Origin of the sequence: Pseudonocardia zijingensis, from assembly GCF_042657305.1 — a bacterium.
Lineage (GTDB): Bacteria > Actinomycetota > Actinomycetes > Mycobacteriales > Pseudonocardiaceae > Pseudonocardia > Pseudonocardia zijingensis.
The window spans coordinates 617,792-632,908 of the sequence record NZ_JBHSKO010000002.1 but is presented as its reverse complement, the minus strand read 5'-3'; the positions used below and the strand labels follow the sequence as shown (position 1 = coordinate 632,908).

Annotated in this window: 17 protein-coding genes; 9 read left to right on the top strand and 8 right to left on the bottom strand. The window is 74.4% G+C overall.

The genetic code is table 11. From position 1 onward, the window contains the following. The 3 genes from ACFPL3_RS07135 to ACFPL3_RS07125 form a co-directional block, all read right to left on the bottom strand. The coding region (locus ACFPL3_RS07135; protein ID WP_379588599.1) for a helix-turn-helix domain-containing protein at nt 1-131 on the bottom strand (131 nt) is incomplete at its 3' end. 114 nt (nt 132-245) lie between these two features. After that, complete coding sequence (locus ACFPL3_RS07130) at nt 246-845, bottom strand: hypothetical protein (protein ID WP_343946070.1); 600 nt, start codon at nt 843-845, stop codon at nt 246-248. Further along, nucleotides 842-1,396 (bottom strand): peroxiredoxin-like family protein, encoded by a 555-nt coding sequence (locus ACFPL3_RS07125; RefSeq protein ID WP_343946069.1) that lies wholly within the window; start codon nt 1,394-1,396, stop codon nt 842-844. Before ACFPL3_RS07125 ends, ACFPL3_RS07130 begins: the two co-directional genes overlap by 4 nt. Before the next feature lie 67 nt (nt 1,397-1,463). On the opposite strand from ACFPL3_RS07125, the gene ACFPL3_RS07120 reads away from it, so the two are divergent. Next, nucleotides 1,464-2,075: a TetR/AcrR family transcriptional regulator gene (locus tag ACFPL3_RS07120; protein WP_343946068.1), complete on the top strand. Its 612-nt coding sequence runs from the start codon at nt 1,464-1,466 to the stop codon at nt 2,073-2,075. An 8-nt stretch (nt 2,076-2,083) separates the two neighbouring features. Here ACFPL3_RS07120 and ACFPL3_RS07115 read toward each other — a convergent pair whose 3' ends face one another. Further along, nucleotides 2,084-2,827 (bottom strand): glucose 1-dehydrogenase, encoded by a 744-nt coding sequence (locus tag ACFPL3_RS07115; RefSeq protein ID WP_343946067.1) that lies wholly within the window; start codon nt 2,825-2,827, stop codon nt 2,084-2,086. Nucleotides 2,828-2,950: 123 nt separating this feature from the next. On the opposite strand from ACFPL3_RS07115, the gene ACFPL3_RS07110 reads away from it, so the two are divergent. Beyond that, on the top strand, nt 2,951-3,868 hold the full coding sequence (locus tag ACFPL3_RS07110; protein ID WP_343946066.1) for a LysR family transcriptional regulator: 918 nt from the start codon (nt 2,951-2,953) through the stop codon (nt 3,866-3,868). Here ACFPL3_RS07110 and ACFPL3_RS07105 read toward each other — a convergent pair. Further along, on the bottom strand, nt 3,860-5,038 hold the full coding sequence (locus ACFPL3_RS07105) for a helix-turn-helix domain-containing protein (protein WP_379588587.1): 1,179 nt from the start codon (nt 5,036-5,038) through the stop codon (nt 3,860-3,862). The genes ACFPL3_RS07110 and ACFPL3_RS07105 overlap by 9 nt on opposite strands. 6 nt (nt 5,039-5,044) lie before the next feature. Beyond that, complete coding sequence (locus tag ACFPL3_RS07100; protein WP_343943343.1) at nt 5,045-5,698, bottom strand: ACT domain-containing protein; 654 nt, start codon at nt 5,696-5,698, stop codon at nt 5,045-5,047. 320 nt (nt 5,699-6,018) lie between these two features. Here ACFPL3_RS07100 and gatC point away from each other — a divergent pair, with 320 nt between their 5' ends. The 4 genes from gatC to ACFPL3_RS07080 all read left to right on the top strand — a co-directional run bounded on the left by gatC (nt 6,019) and on the right by ACFPL3_RS07080 (nt 10,472). Beyond that, complete coding sequence (gatC, locus tag ACFPL3_RS07095) at nt 6,019-6,336, top strand: Asp-tRNA(Asn)/Glu-tRNA(Gln) amidotransferase subunit GatC (protein WP_343943344.1); 318 nt, start codon at nt 6,019-6,021, stop codon at nt 6,334-6,336. Further along, nucleotides 6,333-7,838, top strand: a complete 1,506-nt coding sequence (gene gatA / locus ACFPL3_RS07090) for an Asp-tRNA(Asn)/Glu-tRNA(Gln) amidotransferase subunit GatA (RefSeq protein ID WP_343943345.1) — start codon at nt 6,333-6,335, stop codon at nt 7,836-7,838. Before gatC ends, gatA begins: the two co-directional genes overlap by 4 nt. Further along, entirely contained in the window at nt 7,835-9,337 is a 1,503-nt protein-coding gene (gene gatB / locus ACFPL3_RS07085; RefSeq protein WP_343943346.1) for an Asp-tRNA(Asn)/Glu-tRNA(Gln) amidotransferase subunit GatB, read from the top strand. Before gatA ends, gatB begins: the two co-directional genes overlap by 4 nt. 595 nt (nt 9,338-9,932) lie before the next feature. Next, on the top strand, nt 9,933-10,472 hold the full coding sequence (locus ACFPL3_RS07080; protein ID WP_379588585.1) for a hypothetical protein: 540 nt from the start codon (nt 9,933-9,935) through the stop codon (nt 10,470-10,472). A gap of 39 nt (nt 10,473-10,511) precedes the next feature. On the opposite strand, the gene ACFPL3_RS07075 is transcribed toward ACFPL3_RS07080, so the two are convergent. Continuing rightward, complete coding sequence (locus ACFPL3_RS07075; RefSeq protein WP_343943349.1) at nt 10,512-11,666, bottom strand: PQQ-dependent sugar dehydrogenase; 1,155 nt, start codon at nt 11,664-11,666, stop codon at nt 10,512-10,514. Between the two features lie 58 nt (nt 11,667-11,724). Between ACFPL3_RS07075 and ACFPL3_RS07070 the strand changes: the two genes are divergently transcribed. The 3 genes from ACFPL3_RS07070 to ACFPL3_RS07060 all read left to right on the top strand — a co-directional run bounded on the left by ACFPL3_RS07070 (nt 11,725) and on the right by ACFPL3_RS07060 (nt 14,186). Continuing rightward, nucleotides 11,725-12,642: a 2-hydroxyacid dehydrogenase gene (locus tag ACFPL3_RS07070; RefSeq protein WP_343943350.1), complete on the top strand. Its 918-nt coding sequence runs from the start codon at nt 11,725-11,727 to the stop codon at nt 12,640-12,642. Between the two features lie 66 nt (nt 12,643-12,708). Further along, nucleotides 12,709-13,302: a DoxX family protein gene (locus ACFPL3_RS07065; RefSeq protein ID WP_343943351.1), complete on the top strand. Its 594-nt coding sequence runs from the start codon at nt 12,709-12,711 to the stop codon at nt 13,300-13,302. Further along, nucleotides 13,299-14,186, top strand: coding sequence for an aminoglycoside phosphotransferase family protein (locus ACFPL3_RS07060; RefSeq protein WP_343943352.1), 888 nt, complete (start codon nt 13,299-13,301; stop codon nt 14,184-14,186). The genes ACFPL3_RS07065 and ACFPL3_RS07060 overlap by 4 nt, the downstream gene beginning before the upstream one ends. Before the next feature lie 44 nt (nt 14,187-14,230). Here the strand turns inward: ACFPL3_RS07060 and ACFPL3_RS07055 are convergent, their stop codons facing one another. Continuing rightward, nucleotides 14,231-15,085: an oxidoreductase gene (locus ACFPL3_RS07055; protein WP_343943353.1), complete on the bottom strand. Its 855-nt coding sequence runs from the start codon at nt 15,083-15,085 to the stop codon at nt 14,231-14,233. Nucleotides 15,086-15,117: the final 32 nt, after the last annotated feature.

Below are 15,117 nucleotides of genomic sequence, written 5' to 3'. Positions count from 1 at the left end.
CGCCCCACCTCCCGCCACACCGTGGTGCGATCCCGCCCGATCGCCTCTCCGATCTCCGCGAACGACCACCCCGCCCGCCACAACGTCTCGATCCGGACCCGTTCCTCCCGGGTCAACCGCGCACCAGCCATGATCCACACTTCCCCTGATCACCTGGTTGCAACCACCGGTTGAGCCCGCCTCTCCAAAGACGACCATTTCCCCTTGATCGGCGCTGGTCAACGACCATTTCGGCGGTGTGCGCGTCACACGGCCGCGACGTCCTCCAGGAATACCTTCCTGCAGCCCGGGGCGCAGAAGGCGTAGGCGACGCCGTCGTGCGTGAGCGTGAACGTCGCGGTGGCCCATTCGACGGCCATGCCGCAGACGGGGTCGATTGTGCTGCCTTCGGGCGCTACCGGCTGCTCGTCCGACTCGCGGTAGCCGCGGGTCATCAGCCGGGTGATCTCGGTGCTCGTGGTGGTCCGGCCGAGTGTGCCCAGGCAGTGCTCCCGCACGCCGACGACCTGCACGACGCAGTGCGGGTCGCGGCGCAACCGCGTGGGGTCGGGCTCCGAGGCGGCGATCGCGTCGGTGATCAGGGGCACGACGTGTTCCGCGAACTCGGCGTTGCTCCACGCCCCGGGCACGGTGACCCGTACGAGGTAGCGGGGCCCCGCCGGCCCGCCCGTGGCCCATGCGCGCGGCTGCGCGACCAGGACGTGGACGAACTCGCGCGCCGAGTCCAGCACCGAATCCGGCGCCGCCTCCGCGGTGGTGAGCGCCCGCAGCACGCGCTCGGCGAGGTCGCTCTCCGCGTCGGGGGTGAGCGGGCGGCCGGTGACGAACACCTCGACGGTCATCATGCGCGGTCCTCCTCCCGGAGGGGCACGAGCGCGAGCAGCTCGTCGACCGACCACTGGTCGCCGACGTGCACGCCGTGCTTGCGGGCGAGCACCCGGCCGTCGGGGGCGATGAGGAAGTCGGCGGGCAGGCCGAGCCGCCCGCCCTCGGGGTGCACCGGGGGAGCGGGCCGTCCGCGCTGCACGGCCTGCAGCTCCCGCACGACGGCCCGGCCGATCGCCGGCCAGCCGCGCGGGTCGAGCAGGGCCCGCGGGGAGGACTCCACGCCGAACTCGCGGTAGAGGGTGCGCTGCGGGTCGGCCACGACGTCCAGGGGCAGGTCCGCGGTGTAGGGGCGCAGTGCTTCGGCACTGGAGTGGAAGACCACGACCTCGTGGATGCCCGCGGCCTCGATGTCGTCGAGCCGGTTCACGATCGAGCGCAGGTGGAGGTTGCACACCGGGCAGCCGGCGAAGCGCCGGAACTGCAGGTGGACGAGCCGTTCGACGTGTGGCACGCGGACGGGTGCGCCGGCGACGGTCTGCAGGGTGCGGGCGGGGACGGCGGGCTTCACGGTGGACTCCTTTGGTGTACAAGGTACGCCTACGCCAGTATGCGCGTACCTTGTACGCTGTCAAGCCGTGCCCCGGCCCCGCTCCCTCACCGACGACCAGCTGGTCGCCGCGGCGCTGGCCGTCGTCGACAGGGACGGTCTGGCCGCGCTCACCATGCGCGCGGTGGCCCGCGAGCTCGGGGTGGCCACGATGGGCCTCTACCGTTACGTCGCCGACCGCAGTGCCCTCGAGCTGCTGGTGGTCGACCACGTGTTCCGCACCGTCGACCTGGAGCTGCCCGACTCGAGCTGGGAGGACCGGATCCGGTTGCTCCTGGACCGCATCCGGGTGGCCGTGGCCCGGCACCCGGCGGTGGTGCCGCTGGTGCTGCGGCACCGGCAGGCCGCGCCCGGCTCGCTGCGGCTGATCGAGACCATGCTCGAGGCGCTCACCGACGGCGGCTTCACCGGCACCGAGCGGGTGCTCGCCCAGCGCACGCTGATCGGCCACCTGCTCGGGTTCCTGCAGAACGAGCACCACGCGGCGCTGTCGGGGCCGGGCACGATCGTGATGTCCGAGCTCTCGCCCGACGACTACCCGCTGCTCGCCCGCACCGCCGCCGACGCCCGGTCCGTGCCGCCCGACGAGGAGTTCCGCCGCGGCCTGGACATCGTCCTGCGGGGGCTCTCCAGCCGCTGACCGGCGGGTCAGATCTGGGATGCACCGCCGTCGACGGCGAGTTCGGCACCGGTGGTGTAGGTGGCCTCGAAGGCGAGGAACGTGAACACCCTGGCGATCTCGTCCGGCTCGCCCAGCCGCATCATGGGCACGTGGGCGAGCAGCTCCTGCTTCGTCCGTTCCGCGGCCTCGGCGGGCAGCGACTTCTCCAGGATCCCGGAGTCGATCATGCCGGGGCTGATCGCGTTGACGCGGACCCCGGCGGGCAGCAGCTCGCGGGCCATGCTGCGCGTCATCGAGCGCAGCGCGGCCTTGGTGGCGGCGTAGGCGCTGAGGGCGGGCACGCCCCTGACGTTCGCCACGGACGTCGTGAGCACCACGCCCGCGCCCTCCGCCAGCAGGGGAGCGAGCTTCTGCACCGTGAAGTAGGGGCCCTTGGTGTTGACCGCGAGCAGCTGATCGAACAGCTCCTCGCTCGTCGCCTCGAACGGTGCGAAACCGTTGATGCCCGCGTTGGCGAACAGGGCGTCGACCGTGCCGAACTCCTCCTCCACGCGGCCGGCCAGCGCCTCCACGTCGGGCACCGATGCCGCGTCGCTGCGCACGGCGATCGCGTTCCCGCCGAGCGTGGCGCCGGCGGCGTCCAGCGCGTCCTGGTGGCGGCCGGTGATCAGCACCCGCGCCCCCTCGCCGACGAGCAGCCGCGCGGTGGCGAGCCCGAACCCGCTGCTGCCGCCCGTGATCACGATCTTCTTGCCCTCGTACCTGCCCATTCCCGGCGTCCCCTGCCTCGTGCGGTGGTTGGTGAGATCGAGTCAACGGCCGCCCGGGCCGGGTGTCCACGACCTGTTCCGCACCCCGTCATGCAGGAACCGCATCACGCGTACCGTGGTCGCATGCCCGACGAGAGCCCGGCGCACGGCGGCGGCGTCGACCTCGACCTGCGGCTGGTCCGGTACTTCACCGTTGTCGCCGAGCACCTCAACTTCGCCAGGGCGGCAGCGGAGTTGCGCGTCGCCCAGCCCTCCCTGAGCCGCCAGATCCAGCGGCTGGAGGACGCGCTCGGCGTGCGCCTGCTGGAGCGCACCACCCAGGGCAGCCGCCTCAGCGCCGCGGGCGCGGCGTTCCTCCCGCGGGCACAGGAGCTCCTGCACACCGCCCGGCAGGCCACCGTCGCGGCGCGCGCCGCCGCCCCGCCGCGCACGATCACCATCGGTTACGTCGAGGACCTCGTCATCACCCCCGCGGTGCGCGACCTGCGCCGCCGCCACCCGCAGGCGCACGTGCGCACCCTCCACCTGGACTGGGACGACGCCCGCGCCTTGCCCGACCGCCGCGTCGACGCGCTCGTCGCCCGCACGCCGCTCTCCATCCCGGGCGACGACCTGCAGGTCACGGTGCTCTACGACGAACCACGGGCACTGCTCGTGCCGGCGTCACACCGCCTCGCGGGGAAGGAGTCGGTGCAGCTCGACGACTTCGCCGGCGAACCCCTCGTGGCCTGCGCCGGCATGGCGGCGGCGTGGACGGAGTTCTGGCGGCTCGACCCTCGCGCCGACGGCAACCCGGCCCCGCTCGGTCCGGTGCTCGTCGACACCTTCGAGGACAAGCTCGAGGTGGTCGCCGACGGGCGTGCGGTCGCCGTCGTGCCCGCCGACGACCGGCGCAGCACGCTGCGCGACGACCTCGCCACCCTCCCCATCGAGGGCATCGAGCCCTGCCAGGTGGCCGTCGTCAACCGCGCCGGGGAGCGCAACCCGCTCGTCGCCCGCTTCCGGGAGTCCGCGCGCACCCGCCTCGCCCGCTCAGGCTGAGGGGCCCCGTTCCGCGGCCGGGCCGGCCCGCAGGGCCACGGCCAGCTCGAGGCGGGCCGCCGGGTCGTCGAGCGCCCCGCCGAACGTCTCGCGCAGGGAGGCGAGGCGGTAGCGCACGGTCTGCGGGTGCACGTGCAGCGCGGTGGCAGTGGCGGTGACGTCGCCGTGCGCGTCCAGCCAGGCGCGCAAGGTCTCCTCCGCGCGGGCGGCGGCGCCGGGCGGGAGGGCGCGCAGCGGGGCCAGGGCGCGGTCGGTGAGAGCCTCGGCCACCTCGGGGGCCGCGGCGAGCAGCAGCGGGAGCAGGTGCTCGTCGGCTCGGACGAGCGGCGCGTCGCCGTCCAACCGGCCCGCGGCGTGCAGCGGCCACGCGGCCTGGGCCAGCCGCACCGAGCTGTTGGCCTGCGCAGGCTCCACCACCGGCCCGAGCACGGCGCACCGGCCGCCGGTGGCGCCGCGGACCCGGTCCCACCGGACGTCGTCCGACTCCCCGCGGGCGGCAACGACCACCAGGCCCACCGGGTCCAGGTCGGCGCCCACCGCGCCGGGCAGGCGGGCGGCCACCGCCACCGCGTCCTCGACCACGAGCGCCGCCACCCGCGCCGGCACCGTCCAGCCCGCCGCGGCCGCGGCCCGTTCGAGCTCGGCCGCCACCGGCGGCGTCGGCTGGGCGAGCAGCTCGACGAGCGCGTGCCTGCGGGCCTGCAGCGAACCCGCCCGGCTGGCCTCCTCGTCCGCCCACCCCGCCACCGACGCCGCGCTGATCTGCTCGACGTAGCCGAACAGCGCCTCCGCGAGGTTGAAGATCACCTCGGGCGGCAGCTGCCGGGCCGTGGTGCTCGCGGCGAGGCGCTGCCACAACGTCCGCGTGCCCACCTGGTAGGCCGACTGCAGGGCCGCGAGCGTGCGTCCCTCGCGGTGCTCCAGCTGGCCGAGCGCGCGGTACACGGTGGCGTCGCCGAGCGGGTCGTCGCGGCCCAGCAGGTCGAGGAACTGGCCCATCGCCACCGACACGCCCTCGGTGATCCGGGCGCCGAACCGGCCCGTGAGCGGCCGGGCGTACTCGGGCACCTCGGCGCGCACCGCGGAGATGATGCCGTCGATCGTGCCGGCGAGCTCGGGCCGCAGCGCGACGCCGACCCAGTTCGGCACGCGGGACCAGGGGCGGTCCATCGACACCTACGGACCGAGGACCGTGACGACGATGCCGGCGAGATGGGTGAGGCGCGCGAGCTCCGATGGCCGGAACGCCGGACCGCCGGGACGCCCGACCACGAGGGCGCGAGCCTTGGGGCCGAACGGGGCGGCCGCCAGCTCGGTGTCCAGCGCGCTCCACGGCTCAGGCATCCAGTGCACCGCGGGGTCCAGCACCGTGGCCTTCTCCAGCGGCAACCACGGCAGATCGCCCGCACGGGTCTCCGGAGCGGCGGCGCTCTCGGCCAGCCGGTAGGACGAACCGTCCTCGCGCACCGCGATGATCGCCCAGCCAGCGCGGAAGATCCGCGGCACGCCGTCGGCGAGCAGCTGCAGCCCGTTCTCGGGATCGCCCGCGACCTGGTCGATCAGCTCCAGCTCGTGGTGGGTCTCGAGCTTGCCGGAGTGCGGCCGGACCGACTCGACCTCGACGTCGGGCACGGACTCGGCCGCCGTGATGAGCACGTCCGGAGGCCGGCCGGCCGGCAGCTCGACCGCGAGGTCGTCGACCGCGTGCCCCTGGCTGCGCTCGACGACGTCGACACCGAGGATGTCTGCCCCCGCGTTGCCCAGCGCGGTGGCCACGGCTCCGAGACTGCCCGGCTTGTCCGGAAGAACGACCCGGAGCAGGAATGACACACCACACGTCCTCTCGCGTACGCGCCCCCACCGCGGACCGGGGCCCGCGTCAGATCGAGGGCGGTTCACGCGGCAGCACTGTTCTCCGGATTGTGTCAGGAGCGCGGCGTTTCGGCACTCCGTCACGACACCTCGGTTCCGTGCGCCCGGTCTCCCGCGCGCGCCTGTCGCTGCGCCCGTCGCCGGGACCGATGCGGCGACCGGCCGTTCCGGCCCCGCGACTAGACTCGAACCCGCTGGTGCCGGCGCCTGGCGCGGCATCGGGGTCGCCATCGTCCGCACTGGTTGCGGGCCTCCGCAGCACACCGTCCTGGAGGGACATGTCCGCCGAACCCGCGGCAGCGCACATCAGCCGGGAGGAGGTCGCTCACCTCGCCCGGCTCTCCCGGCTCGCCGTCACCGACGCCGAACTGGATGTCTTCGCCGGCCAGCTCGAGGTGATCCTCGGTGCGGTCGCCCGTGTGGGCGAGGTCGCCGCCGACGACATCCCGCCCACCTCGCACGCGGTCCCGTTGCAGAACGTGTTCCGCCCCGACGAGCTGCGCCCCGGCCTCACCCAGGAGCAGGCGCTCGCCTGCGCCCCCGCCGCGGAGGACGGTCGCTTCCGCGTGCCGCAGATCCTGGGGGAGGAGGCATGAGCGTCGATCTCACCCGGATGACCGCGGCCGAGCTCGCCGCGAAGATCCACTCCCGCGAGGTGTCGGCCGTCGAGGTCGCGCAGGCCCACCTCGACCGCATCGCCGCCGTCGACGGCGAGGTGCACGCGTTCCTGCACGTCGCGGCCGAGGCCGCGCTCGCGTCGGCGGCCATGGTCGACGAGGGCCTCGCCGCGGGCACCGCGCCCGCGTCGCCCCTGGCCGGCGTCCCGCTGGCGCTCAAGGACGTGTTCACCACGATCGACATGCCCACCACGGCGGGCTCGAAGATCCTGGAGGGCTGGCGCCCACCGTACGACGCCACGGTCGCGGCCCGGCTGCGCGCCGCGGGCATCACGATCCTGGGCAAGACCAACATGGACGAGTTCGCCATGGGCTCGTCCACCGAGCACTCCGCGTTCGGGCCCACCCACAACCCGTGGGACCTCGGCCGCGTGCCCGGCGGGTCCGGGGGCGGCTCGGCCGCCGCGCTCGCCGCGTTCGAGGCGCCGCTCGCGATCGGCACCGACACCGGCGGTTCGATCCGCCAGCCGGCCGCGTTCACCGGCACCGTCGGCGCCAAGCCCACCTACGGCGGGGTGTCGCGCTACGGGCTGATCGCCTGCGCCTCCTCGCTCGACCAGGGCGGGCCCTGCGCGCGCACGGTGCTGGACACCGCGCTGCTGCACGAGGTGATCGCCGGGTACGACCCGATGGACTCCACCTCGATCGACCAGCCCGTGCCCCCTGTCGTCGAGGCGGCCCGCCGCGGTGCCGACGGCGACCTGTCGGGTCTGCGCGTCGGCGTGGTGCGCGAGATGTCCGGTGAGGGCTACCAGCCCGGCGTCCGCACCTGCTACGAGGAGGCGCTGCGGCAGCTGGAGAAGCTCGGCGCCGAGCTGGTGGAGGTGTCCTGCCCGCACTTCGAGTACGGGCTGGCGGCCTACTACCTGATCCTGCCCAGCGAGGTGTCGTCCAACCTCGCCCGGTTCGACGCCATGCGCTACGGGCTGCGCGTCGACCAGGGCGCGTCGGCCGAGGAGGTCATGGCCGCCACCCGCGAGGCCGGCTTCGGTCCCGAGGTGAAGCGCCGCATCATCCTCGGCACGTACGCGCTCTCGTCCGGCTACTGGGACGCCTACTACGGGCAGGCGCAGAAGGTGCGCACGCTCATCAGCCGCGACTTCGCCGCGGCGTTCGAGCAGGCCGACGTCCTCGTGTCGCCCACCACGCCCACCACGGCGTTCCCGCTCGGCGACAAGGTCGACGACCCCCTGGCCATGTACCTCAACGACCTCGCCACGATCCCCACCAACCTGGCGGGCACCGCGGCGATGTCCGTGCCGTCCGGGCTCGCCGACGGGCTGCCGGTCGGGTTGCAGATCATGGCGCCCGCGCTGGGTGAGGCCGTGATGTACCGGGTGGCGGCCGCGTACGAGGCGGCCCGCACCGCCGAGGACGGCCCCCTGCTCGATCGCGTCCCCACGTTGGAGGTTTCGTCGTGAGCGCGCCCACGCTCGTCGATTTCGCAGAGGTCGTGGAGCGCTTCGACCCGGTGCTCGGCCTCGAGGTCCACGTCGAGCTGAACACGCAGACCAAGATGTTCTGCGGCTGCCCCACCACCTTCGGCGCGGAGCCGAACACGCAGGTGTGCCCGGTGTGCCTTGGCCTGCCCGGCGCGCTGCCGGTGGTCAACCGGGCCGCGGTGGAGTCGGCGATCCGGATCGGGCTGGCGCTGAACTGCACCATCGCGCCGTGGGGCCGGTTCGCGCGGAAGAACTACTTCTACCCGGACATGCCGAAGAACTTCCAGACGTCCCAGTACGACGAGCCGATCGCCACGGGCGGATACCTGGACGTGCCGCTCGACGACGGCTCGGTGTTCCGCGTGGAGATCGAGCGCGCGCACATGGAGGAGGACACCGGCAAGTCGCTGCACGTCGGCGGCGCCACCGGGCGCATCCACGGCGCGGAGTACTCGCTGCTCGACTACAACCGCGCGGGCGTGCCGCTGATCGAGATCGTCACGAAGCCGATCGTCGGCACGGGGGAGCGGGCGCCCGAGGTGGCGCGCGCCTACGTCACGGCGCTGCGCGACCTGCTCCGCGCGCTCGGCGTGTCCGACGTGCGGATGGACCAGGGTTCGCTGCGGTGTGACGCCAACGTCTCCCTGATGCCGAAGGGCGCCACCGAGTTCGGCACCCGCTCCGAGACCAAGAACGTCAACTCGCTGCGGTCGGTGGAGCGCGCCGTCCGGTACGAGATGACGCGGCAGGCGGGCGTGCTGCTCGCCGGCGGCCGGGTGGTGCAGGAGACGCGGCACTTCGACGAGTCCACCGGCACCACGTCCCCGGGGCGCACCAAGGAGACCGCGGAGGACTACCGCTACTTCCCCGAGCCCGACCTGGTGCCGATCGCGCCGTCCGCGGAGTGGGTCGAGGAGCTGCGCGGCACGCTGCCCGAGCTGCCGTGGGAGCGCCGCCGCCGGATCCAGCAGGACTGGGGTCTCACCGACCTCGAGCTGCGCGACCTGGTCAACGCGGGCGCCCTCGAACTCATCGAGGCCACCGTGGCCGCCGGCGCCCCGGCGGGTGAGGCCCGCTCGTGGTGGGTCTCCTACCTCACCCAGCAGGCCAACGCCCGCGGCGTCGAGCTCGCCGACCTGCCGATCACCCCGGCCCAGGTGGCGCGGGTGATCGCGCTCGTGGCGTCGGGGGAGCTGTCCAACAAGCTGGCCCGCCAGGTGGTCGACGGCGTCCTCGCGGGCGAGGGCGAGCCCGACGAGGTGGTCGCCGCGCGCGGGCTCGCCGTGGTCTCCGACGACACGGCGCTGCTCGCCGCCGTCGACGAGGCCCTCGCCGCCCAGCCCGACATCGCCGAGAAGATCCGCGGCGGCAAGGTGCAGGCCGCGGGCGCGATCGTCGGCGCCGTCATGAAGGCCACCAAGGGGCAGGCCGACGCCAAGCGCGTGCGGGAGCTGGTGATCGAGCGGGTCACCGCATAGCCGTGAGTGGATACGAGTGCTCAAGCACTCGTATCCACTCACGACCAGTGTGGGACGGACCTGTCCACATCGCCGCTCGCCTGTCCACAGGTTGAGCGGCTCCGGCCGGCCCGGACGCGTTCCGGGAGACCCTCGGGCGCATGGCCATGCCCGAACCGTCCTCACCCCCGGACGAGTGGCACCTCATCGAGACCCGCCAGCACGGCGTCACCGACGTGCGGCAACTCGCGACGATGGGCGTCACCCGCGACATGATCGTTGCCCAGATCGACGCCGGCCGGTGGCAGTGGGTGCTCCCGCGGGTCTACGCCACGTTCACCGGTCCGCTGCCCCGCCCGGCCCGGCTCGTGGCTGCGCTGCTGTACGGGGGCGCGGCGGTGCTGAGCCACCGCACGGCTGCCGAGCAGTGGGGGATCGTTCCGGTCGCCGACGGCCCGGTCCACATCACCGTGCCGTACGGCGCGTCGGCCGTCTCCCAGCAGCCGTTCGTTGTGGTCCACCGGTCCCGGGCCTTTGAGCACATCGTGGTCGAGCTCGATCCGCCGGTCACGAGCCGCGCCGACACCGCCCTCGACATGGCGGCCGCCGAGGTGGCGTGCGGGCAGCCCGACGCACGCTCACCGAACTGCTCGTCACCGGGCGGGTCGCACCGCTCGACGTCGAGCGGAGGCTGGAGGAACGTCCACCGCCGCGCCACCGGCGTGCTCTGCTCGCCGCGGTGCAACTCGTGCGCCTCGGCGTGCAGTCGGTGCTCGAGGAGTGCTACGCCGTCGATGTCGAGCGGGCCCACGGACTGCCGCCGGGCCACCGGCAAGGCGCCTTCGCGGTGGATGGCGTCACCTTGTACGAGGACGTGACGTACGACCACGCGGGTGCCGCTCTCACGATCCGGCTGGACGGCCGCACGCACCTGCTCCCCGGTGTTGCCTTCCGCGATCGCAGGCGGGACAACGCGGCCGAACTGGCCGGCCGTTCGCGGCTGGTCTACGGCTGGAGGGACATGACGGCCGACGTCTGCGGCGCTGCCCGCGAGGTGGCCGCGGTGCTGCAGCGGCGCGGCTGGACGGGTGCACCGCACTGCTGTCCACGGTGCGCCGGTCGCGGCGACTGGCCTCCCCCGGGTCGTGAGTGGTAACGAGTGCTCCAGCACTCGTATCCACTCACGGGGGGTGCGTCACTGGCGGTTGTCGCCGCCCGCGGCGAGGGGCTGGATCCGGATCACGCGGTCGTCGGACGACACCGGCCTGCCCCCGGCCTTGTTGATGGTGCCCAGCCACACCAGGCCGTCGGGGGCGAGGGTGGCCGCGGAGAGACGGCCGTAGGTCTCCTGCAGCAGCATCTCCGGGGCCCCGACGAAGAGGTTCTTCGCGTCCGACCGGATCACGAACAGCGACTGGGGACGCACCTGCGCCACGGCCACCGCCCCGTCCAGTGCTGTGCAGCCCGCGACGCCGGGGCGGTCGGGCCAGCGCCACGCCGGCGGTGGGAGGGGGCCGGGCACCACGAGGTGCAGCGCGTCCTCGCCCGCCCGCCGGTCGGTGACCCAGGCGGCGCCGCGGCGCGGGTCGACGCAGATCCCGCCGGGGGACTGCAGCCCGGAGCTCAGCGTGGGCGACAGCGGGTCGGGGTTGCCCTTGGCCGGCCGTCCCTGCAGGTCGATGCGCAGCAGCTTGCCGGCCAGGGATTCCTGCGCGGGCGGGTTCTGGCCCGCGTTGCCGGTGGCGACGAGCAGCGAGCCGTCCTCGTCGACGGCGAGGGCGCCGCCGTTGTTGGCCGGGCCGCGCGGGATCCCGGTGAGCACGGGTTTGGCCGGTTCGCCCGCCGCGATGCGCACCACGCGGTTGTCCTCCGGCGTGGTGATGTAGGCGTAGACGAGCTGGTCCTCGATGTAGGACGGGGACAGCACCAGCCCGGTGAGCCCACCACCGCCGGTGGCGTCCACGGGCACGGTGGCCACCAGCTCCGGCTCGCTGCCCTGCTCCACGCGCAGCACCCGCCCGGTCTGCCGCTCCCCGACGAGCGCCGAGCTGGCGCTGGGCAGCACCGCGATCGCGCCGACCGGCTCCAGGCAGGTGGCGACCACCTGCGGGTCGGGGTCCTCGCACCCCGACGGCGGCTGCTGGGGCCCGTCGCCACCCTCCTGCCCGGGCGGCTGCTGGGGCTGCGGTTGCGGGGTGGGCTCCGGCACCACCGGCGGCCCGCCGAGCTCGCCCGCGCCCTCGAGCTGTTCACGCCACTCGCGGGGGCCCTGCTCGGGGAACGTGGCACACCCACCGAGCGCCAGCACGAGCAGCGCCGCCGCGGCCGCGCGCCGCACCCGTACTCCCACGCGGTCCAGGTTAGGTGGCTGCGGGTGAGCGGCCCGTGAATCGGTAGCGTCGTGGCCCATGGGCGACATCACCGTGCTGGTACCGGAGGACGAGGGGGAAGCGGCGCTCGCCGACGTCGCGGGCGTCGAGGTCGTGCGCTACGACCCGGGCGGCGAGCTCCCGGAGGCCGCGGCGCGCGCCCAGGTCCTCATCCCGCCCTTCCTCGCGGGCACCTCGGCGGTGCCGATCGTCGAGCGGCTGCCCGAGCTGCGCCTGGTCCAGCTGCTCACGGCCGGTGCGGAGGCGTGGATCGGCCGGCTGCCCGCGGGCGTCGCCCTGTCCGACTGCCGCGGCGCGCACAGCGGCGCCACCGCCGAGTGGATCGTCGGCGCGCTGCTCGCCGTGTACCGCCACTTCCCGGAGTTCGTCCGGGCGCAGGACGCCGGGCGTTGGGACTACCACATCACCGACACGCTCGCGGGCAAGCGCGTGCTGATCGTCGGCGCCGGTGACGTCGCGGAGCACACGGTGCGCAGGCTCGAGCCGTTCGAGGTGACCACCACGCTCGTCGCGCGCCGTGCCCGCCCCGGCGTCCACGCGATCGACGAGGTGCACGACCTGCTGGGCGACCACGACGCCTGCGTCGTGATCGTCCCGCTGACCGACGCCACACGCGGGCTGATCGACGCGAAGTTCCTCGCCGCGATGCCGGACGGGGCGCTGCTGGTGAACGCCGCGCGCGGCCCCGTCGCCGACACCGACGCGCTCACCGCCGAGCTGGTGAGCGGCCGGCTGCGGGCGGCCCTGGACGTCACGGACCCCGAGCCGCTGCCCGAGGGCCACCCGCTCTGGTCCGCGCCGGGCCTGTTCCTGTGCCCGCACGTGGGCGGCAGCGTGCCCGGCAGGCTCGAGCGGGCCTACGGGATCGCAGCCGAGCAGATCGCGGCCTTCGCCCGTGGGGAGCAGCCGGCGAACCTCGTGGCGGACGGCTACTGACGACTCGGGCCCCGGATCGCCGCAAACCCACCGCGACGAGGCCGGGGGCCGCTACGCTCGGGCGCCATGAGCGACCAGCCCACGTCGATCCTGCCCGGCGCGGGCGGGTTCGGATCGCCGGAGCCGGGCAGCACGCAGCCGCAACGCAGGCCGCTGACGTGGAATCCCGGCACGGACGTGGGGTTGCTCCTGCTGCGTCTCGGCGTGGGCGGCACGTTCTTCGCCCACGGGATGCAGATCGTCACCGGCATGTGGGGCGGCGAGGGCATCGCGGGGTTCACCCGGGTGCTGGAGGGGTTCGGCTACCAGCAGGTCGTGGCCCTGGCCTGGGTGGCCGGGCTCACCGCGCTGGTGGGCGGCGCGCTGGTGGTGCTGGGCTTCCTCACCCCCATCGCGGCGGCGGGCCTGCTCGGCCTCATGATCAACTCAGTGGCGCTGAAGGTGGGCAACGGGTTCTTCGTGGCCTCGCCCGCCGGCGCGAACGCGGTGGAGCTGGACGTCGTGCTCGGCCTGGCGGCCGCAGGCCTCGCGCTCACCGGGGCGGGCCGGATCGCCCTCGACCGGGGGCGCACCTGGAACGTCCGCCCGGCCCCGTGGGGCGTGCTCGCCCTGATCATCGGCATCACCGCCGCCGTGCTGGTGCTCGTGTTGCTGCGGTGACCCCACCTCCGCCGGACGCCGCATGGCGCTCGGCCGCGGCGCGGTGGGCGGGCGCGCCGGTGACGGTCAGGGACCGGTGCCCGCTCGGGGGCGGGTACGTCGCCGGTGGCGTGGAACGCATCGTCCTCGACGCGGACGGCTGCCCCGTGACGGTGGTCCTCAAGCGGTCGCGGTCGAGCGAGGTGGCCGCGATGCGTGCGATCGCGGTGGTGCCGGGCGTGGAGCGCCCGCGCATGATCGCGGCCGGCGCCGACCGGCACGGCACGTGGCTGCTCCTGCCGTTCTACGACGGGCCCGCGCTGGACGGCGGGGAGGTGCCCGCCGAGGTGTGGGACGTCCTCGCCCGGGTGCACGCCCACTGGCGCGGTCGGCGGCCGCGCGGGGTCCCGGTCGTCGATGCGACGTGGTGGCGCGGGATGATCACGAAGCACACGCTGCCCGCGGTTCACGGCGCGCACGCCCGCACCGGCGACGCCCGGCTCGTCGAGGCCGCCGAGCTGCTGGCGGCGTGGTCGACGGACCTGCGCGTGCGTGCGGCGCTCACGCTGCTGCCGCGCACGCTCACCCACGGCGACGCCCACCGCGGCAACGTGCTGCTCGCGCCCGACGGCGCCGTGCTGATCGACTGGGGCAACGCGCGCGTCGCCCCGGCCGCGCTCGACGTGGCGACGCTCGCCGCGCAGGACGCGCCGGCCCCCGCGGCGTACACCGCCCTCGTCCCGGAGGCGACGGAGGAGGTGGAGCGGCTGTGGGCGCAGGTCCAGGTGCACGTGCAGTACCTGGGGTTCGCCGCCGACCACCTGGGCACCGAGCGCGTCGTGGAGATGGTCGACACCGCCGCTCGCGCGCTCGACGCCCTCGGCCCGGCGCTGGCGGCGCGCTGAGGGCTGTCGCCCGGGCGCGCCGCCGAGGTTGCGCCCACGTCCCGTCACGCGGGTGAGGGCTCGAGCTCGGTGCTCGTCGAGAGGTGCTCCCACTCGGTGAAGGTGCGCTGCAGCGCGTCGAGCTTGGCGCGGGCCACCTGCAGCGCGGCCGTGCCGAGGACCAGGCGAAGCGGCGGCTGCGGTGCCTCGAGTGCGGTGACGATCGCCGCGGCGGCGCGTTCCGGGTCGCCGGGCTGGTGGCCGTACGAGGCGAGCGTCGCCACGCGCCGCTTGCCCGCGGTGTCGGCGTAGTCGGCGATGCGGACCGCCGACTGCCGCATCGACGGCCCGGACCAGTTCGTGCGGAACGCCCCGGGCTCGACGATGGTCACGCCGATGCCCAGCGGCGCGACCTCGGCCGCGAGCGACTCCGACAACCCCTCCAGCGCGAACTTCGTGGCGTGGTAGTAGCCGGTGGCGCCGAACGCGGCGAGCCCGCCGAGCGAGGACACGTTCACGACGTGACCCGCCCGGCGGGCGCGCATGCCGGGGAGCGCGGCCTTCGTCACGGCGACGGCACCGTGGACGTTCGCGTCGAACAGCGCCCGCACCTCGGCGTCCTCGCCCTCCTCGACGGCGGCCAGGTAGCCGTAGCCCGCGTTGTTGACCAGGATGTCGATCCGGCCGAACGCCTCCTCGGCGCGGGTCACGGCGGTGGCGACCTGCCCGGGATCGGTCACGTCGAGGGGGAGGGCGATCGCGCGGTCGTCGTGGGCGGCGACGAGGTCGGCCACCGAGCGCGGGTCGCGGGCGGTCACTGCGGCCCGGTGGCCGCGGTCGAGGACGTGGCCGGCCAGCGCGCGGCCGAGGCCGGTGGAGCAGCCGGTGATGAACCAGACGGGGGACGGGTCGAGTGGCATGGCTCCACCCTCGAGCCGCATCGCGGACCGGG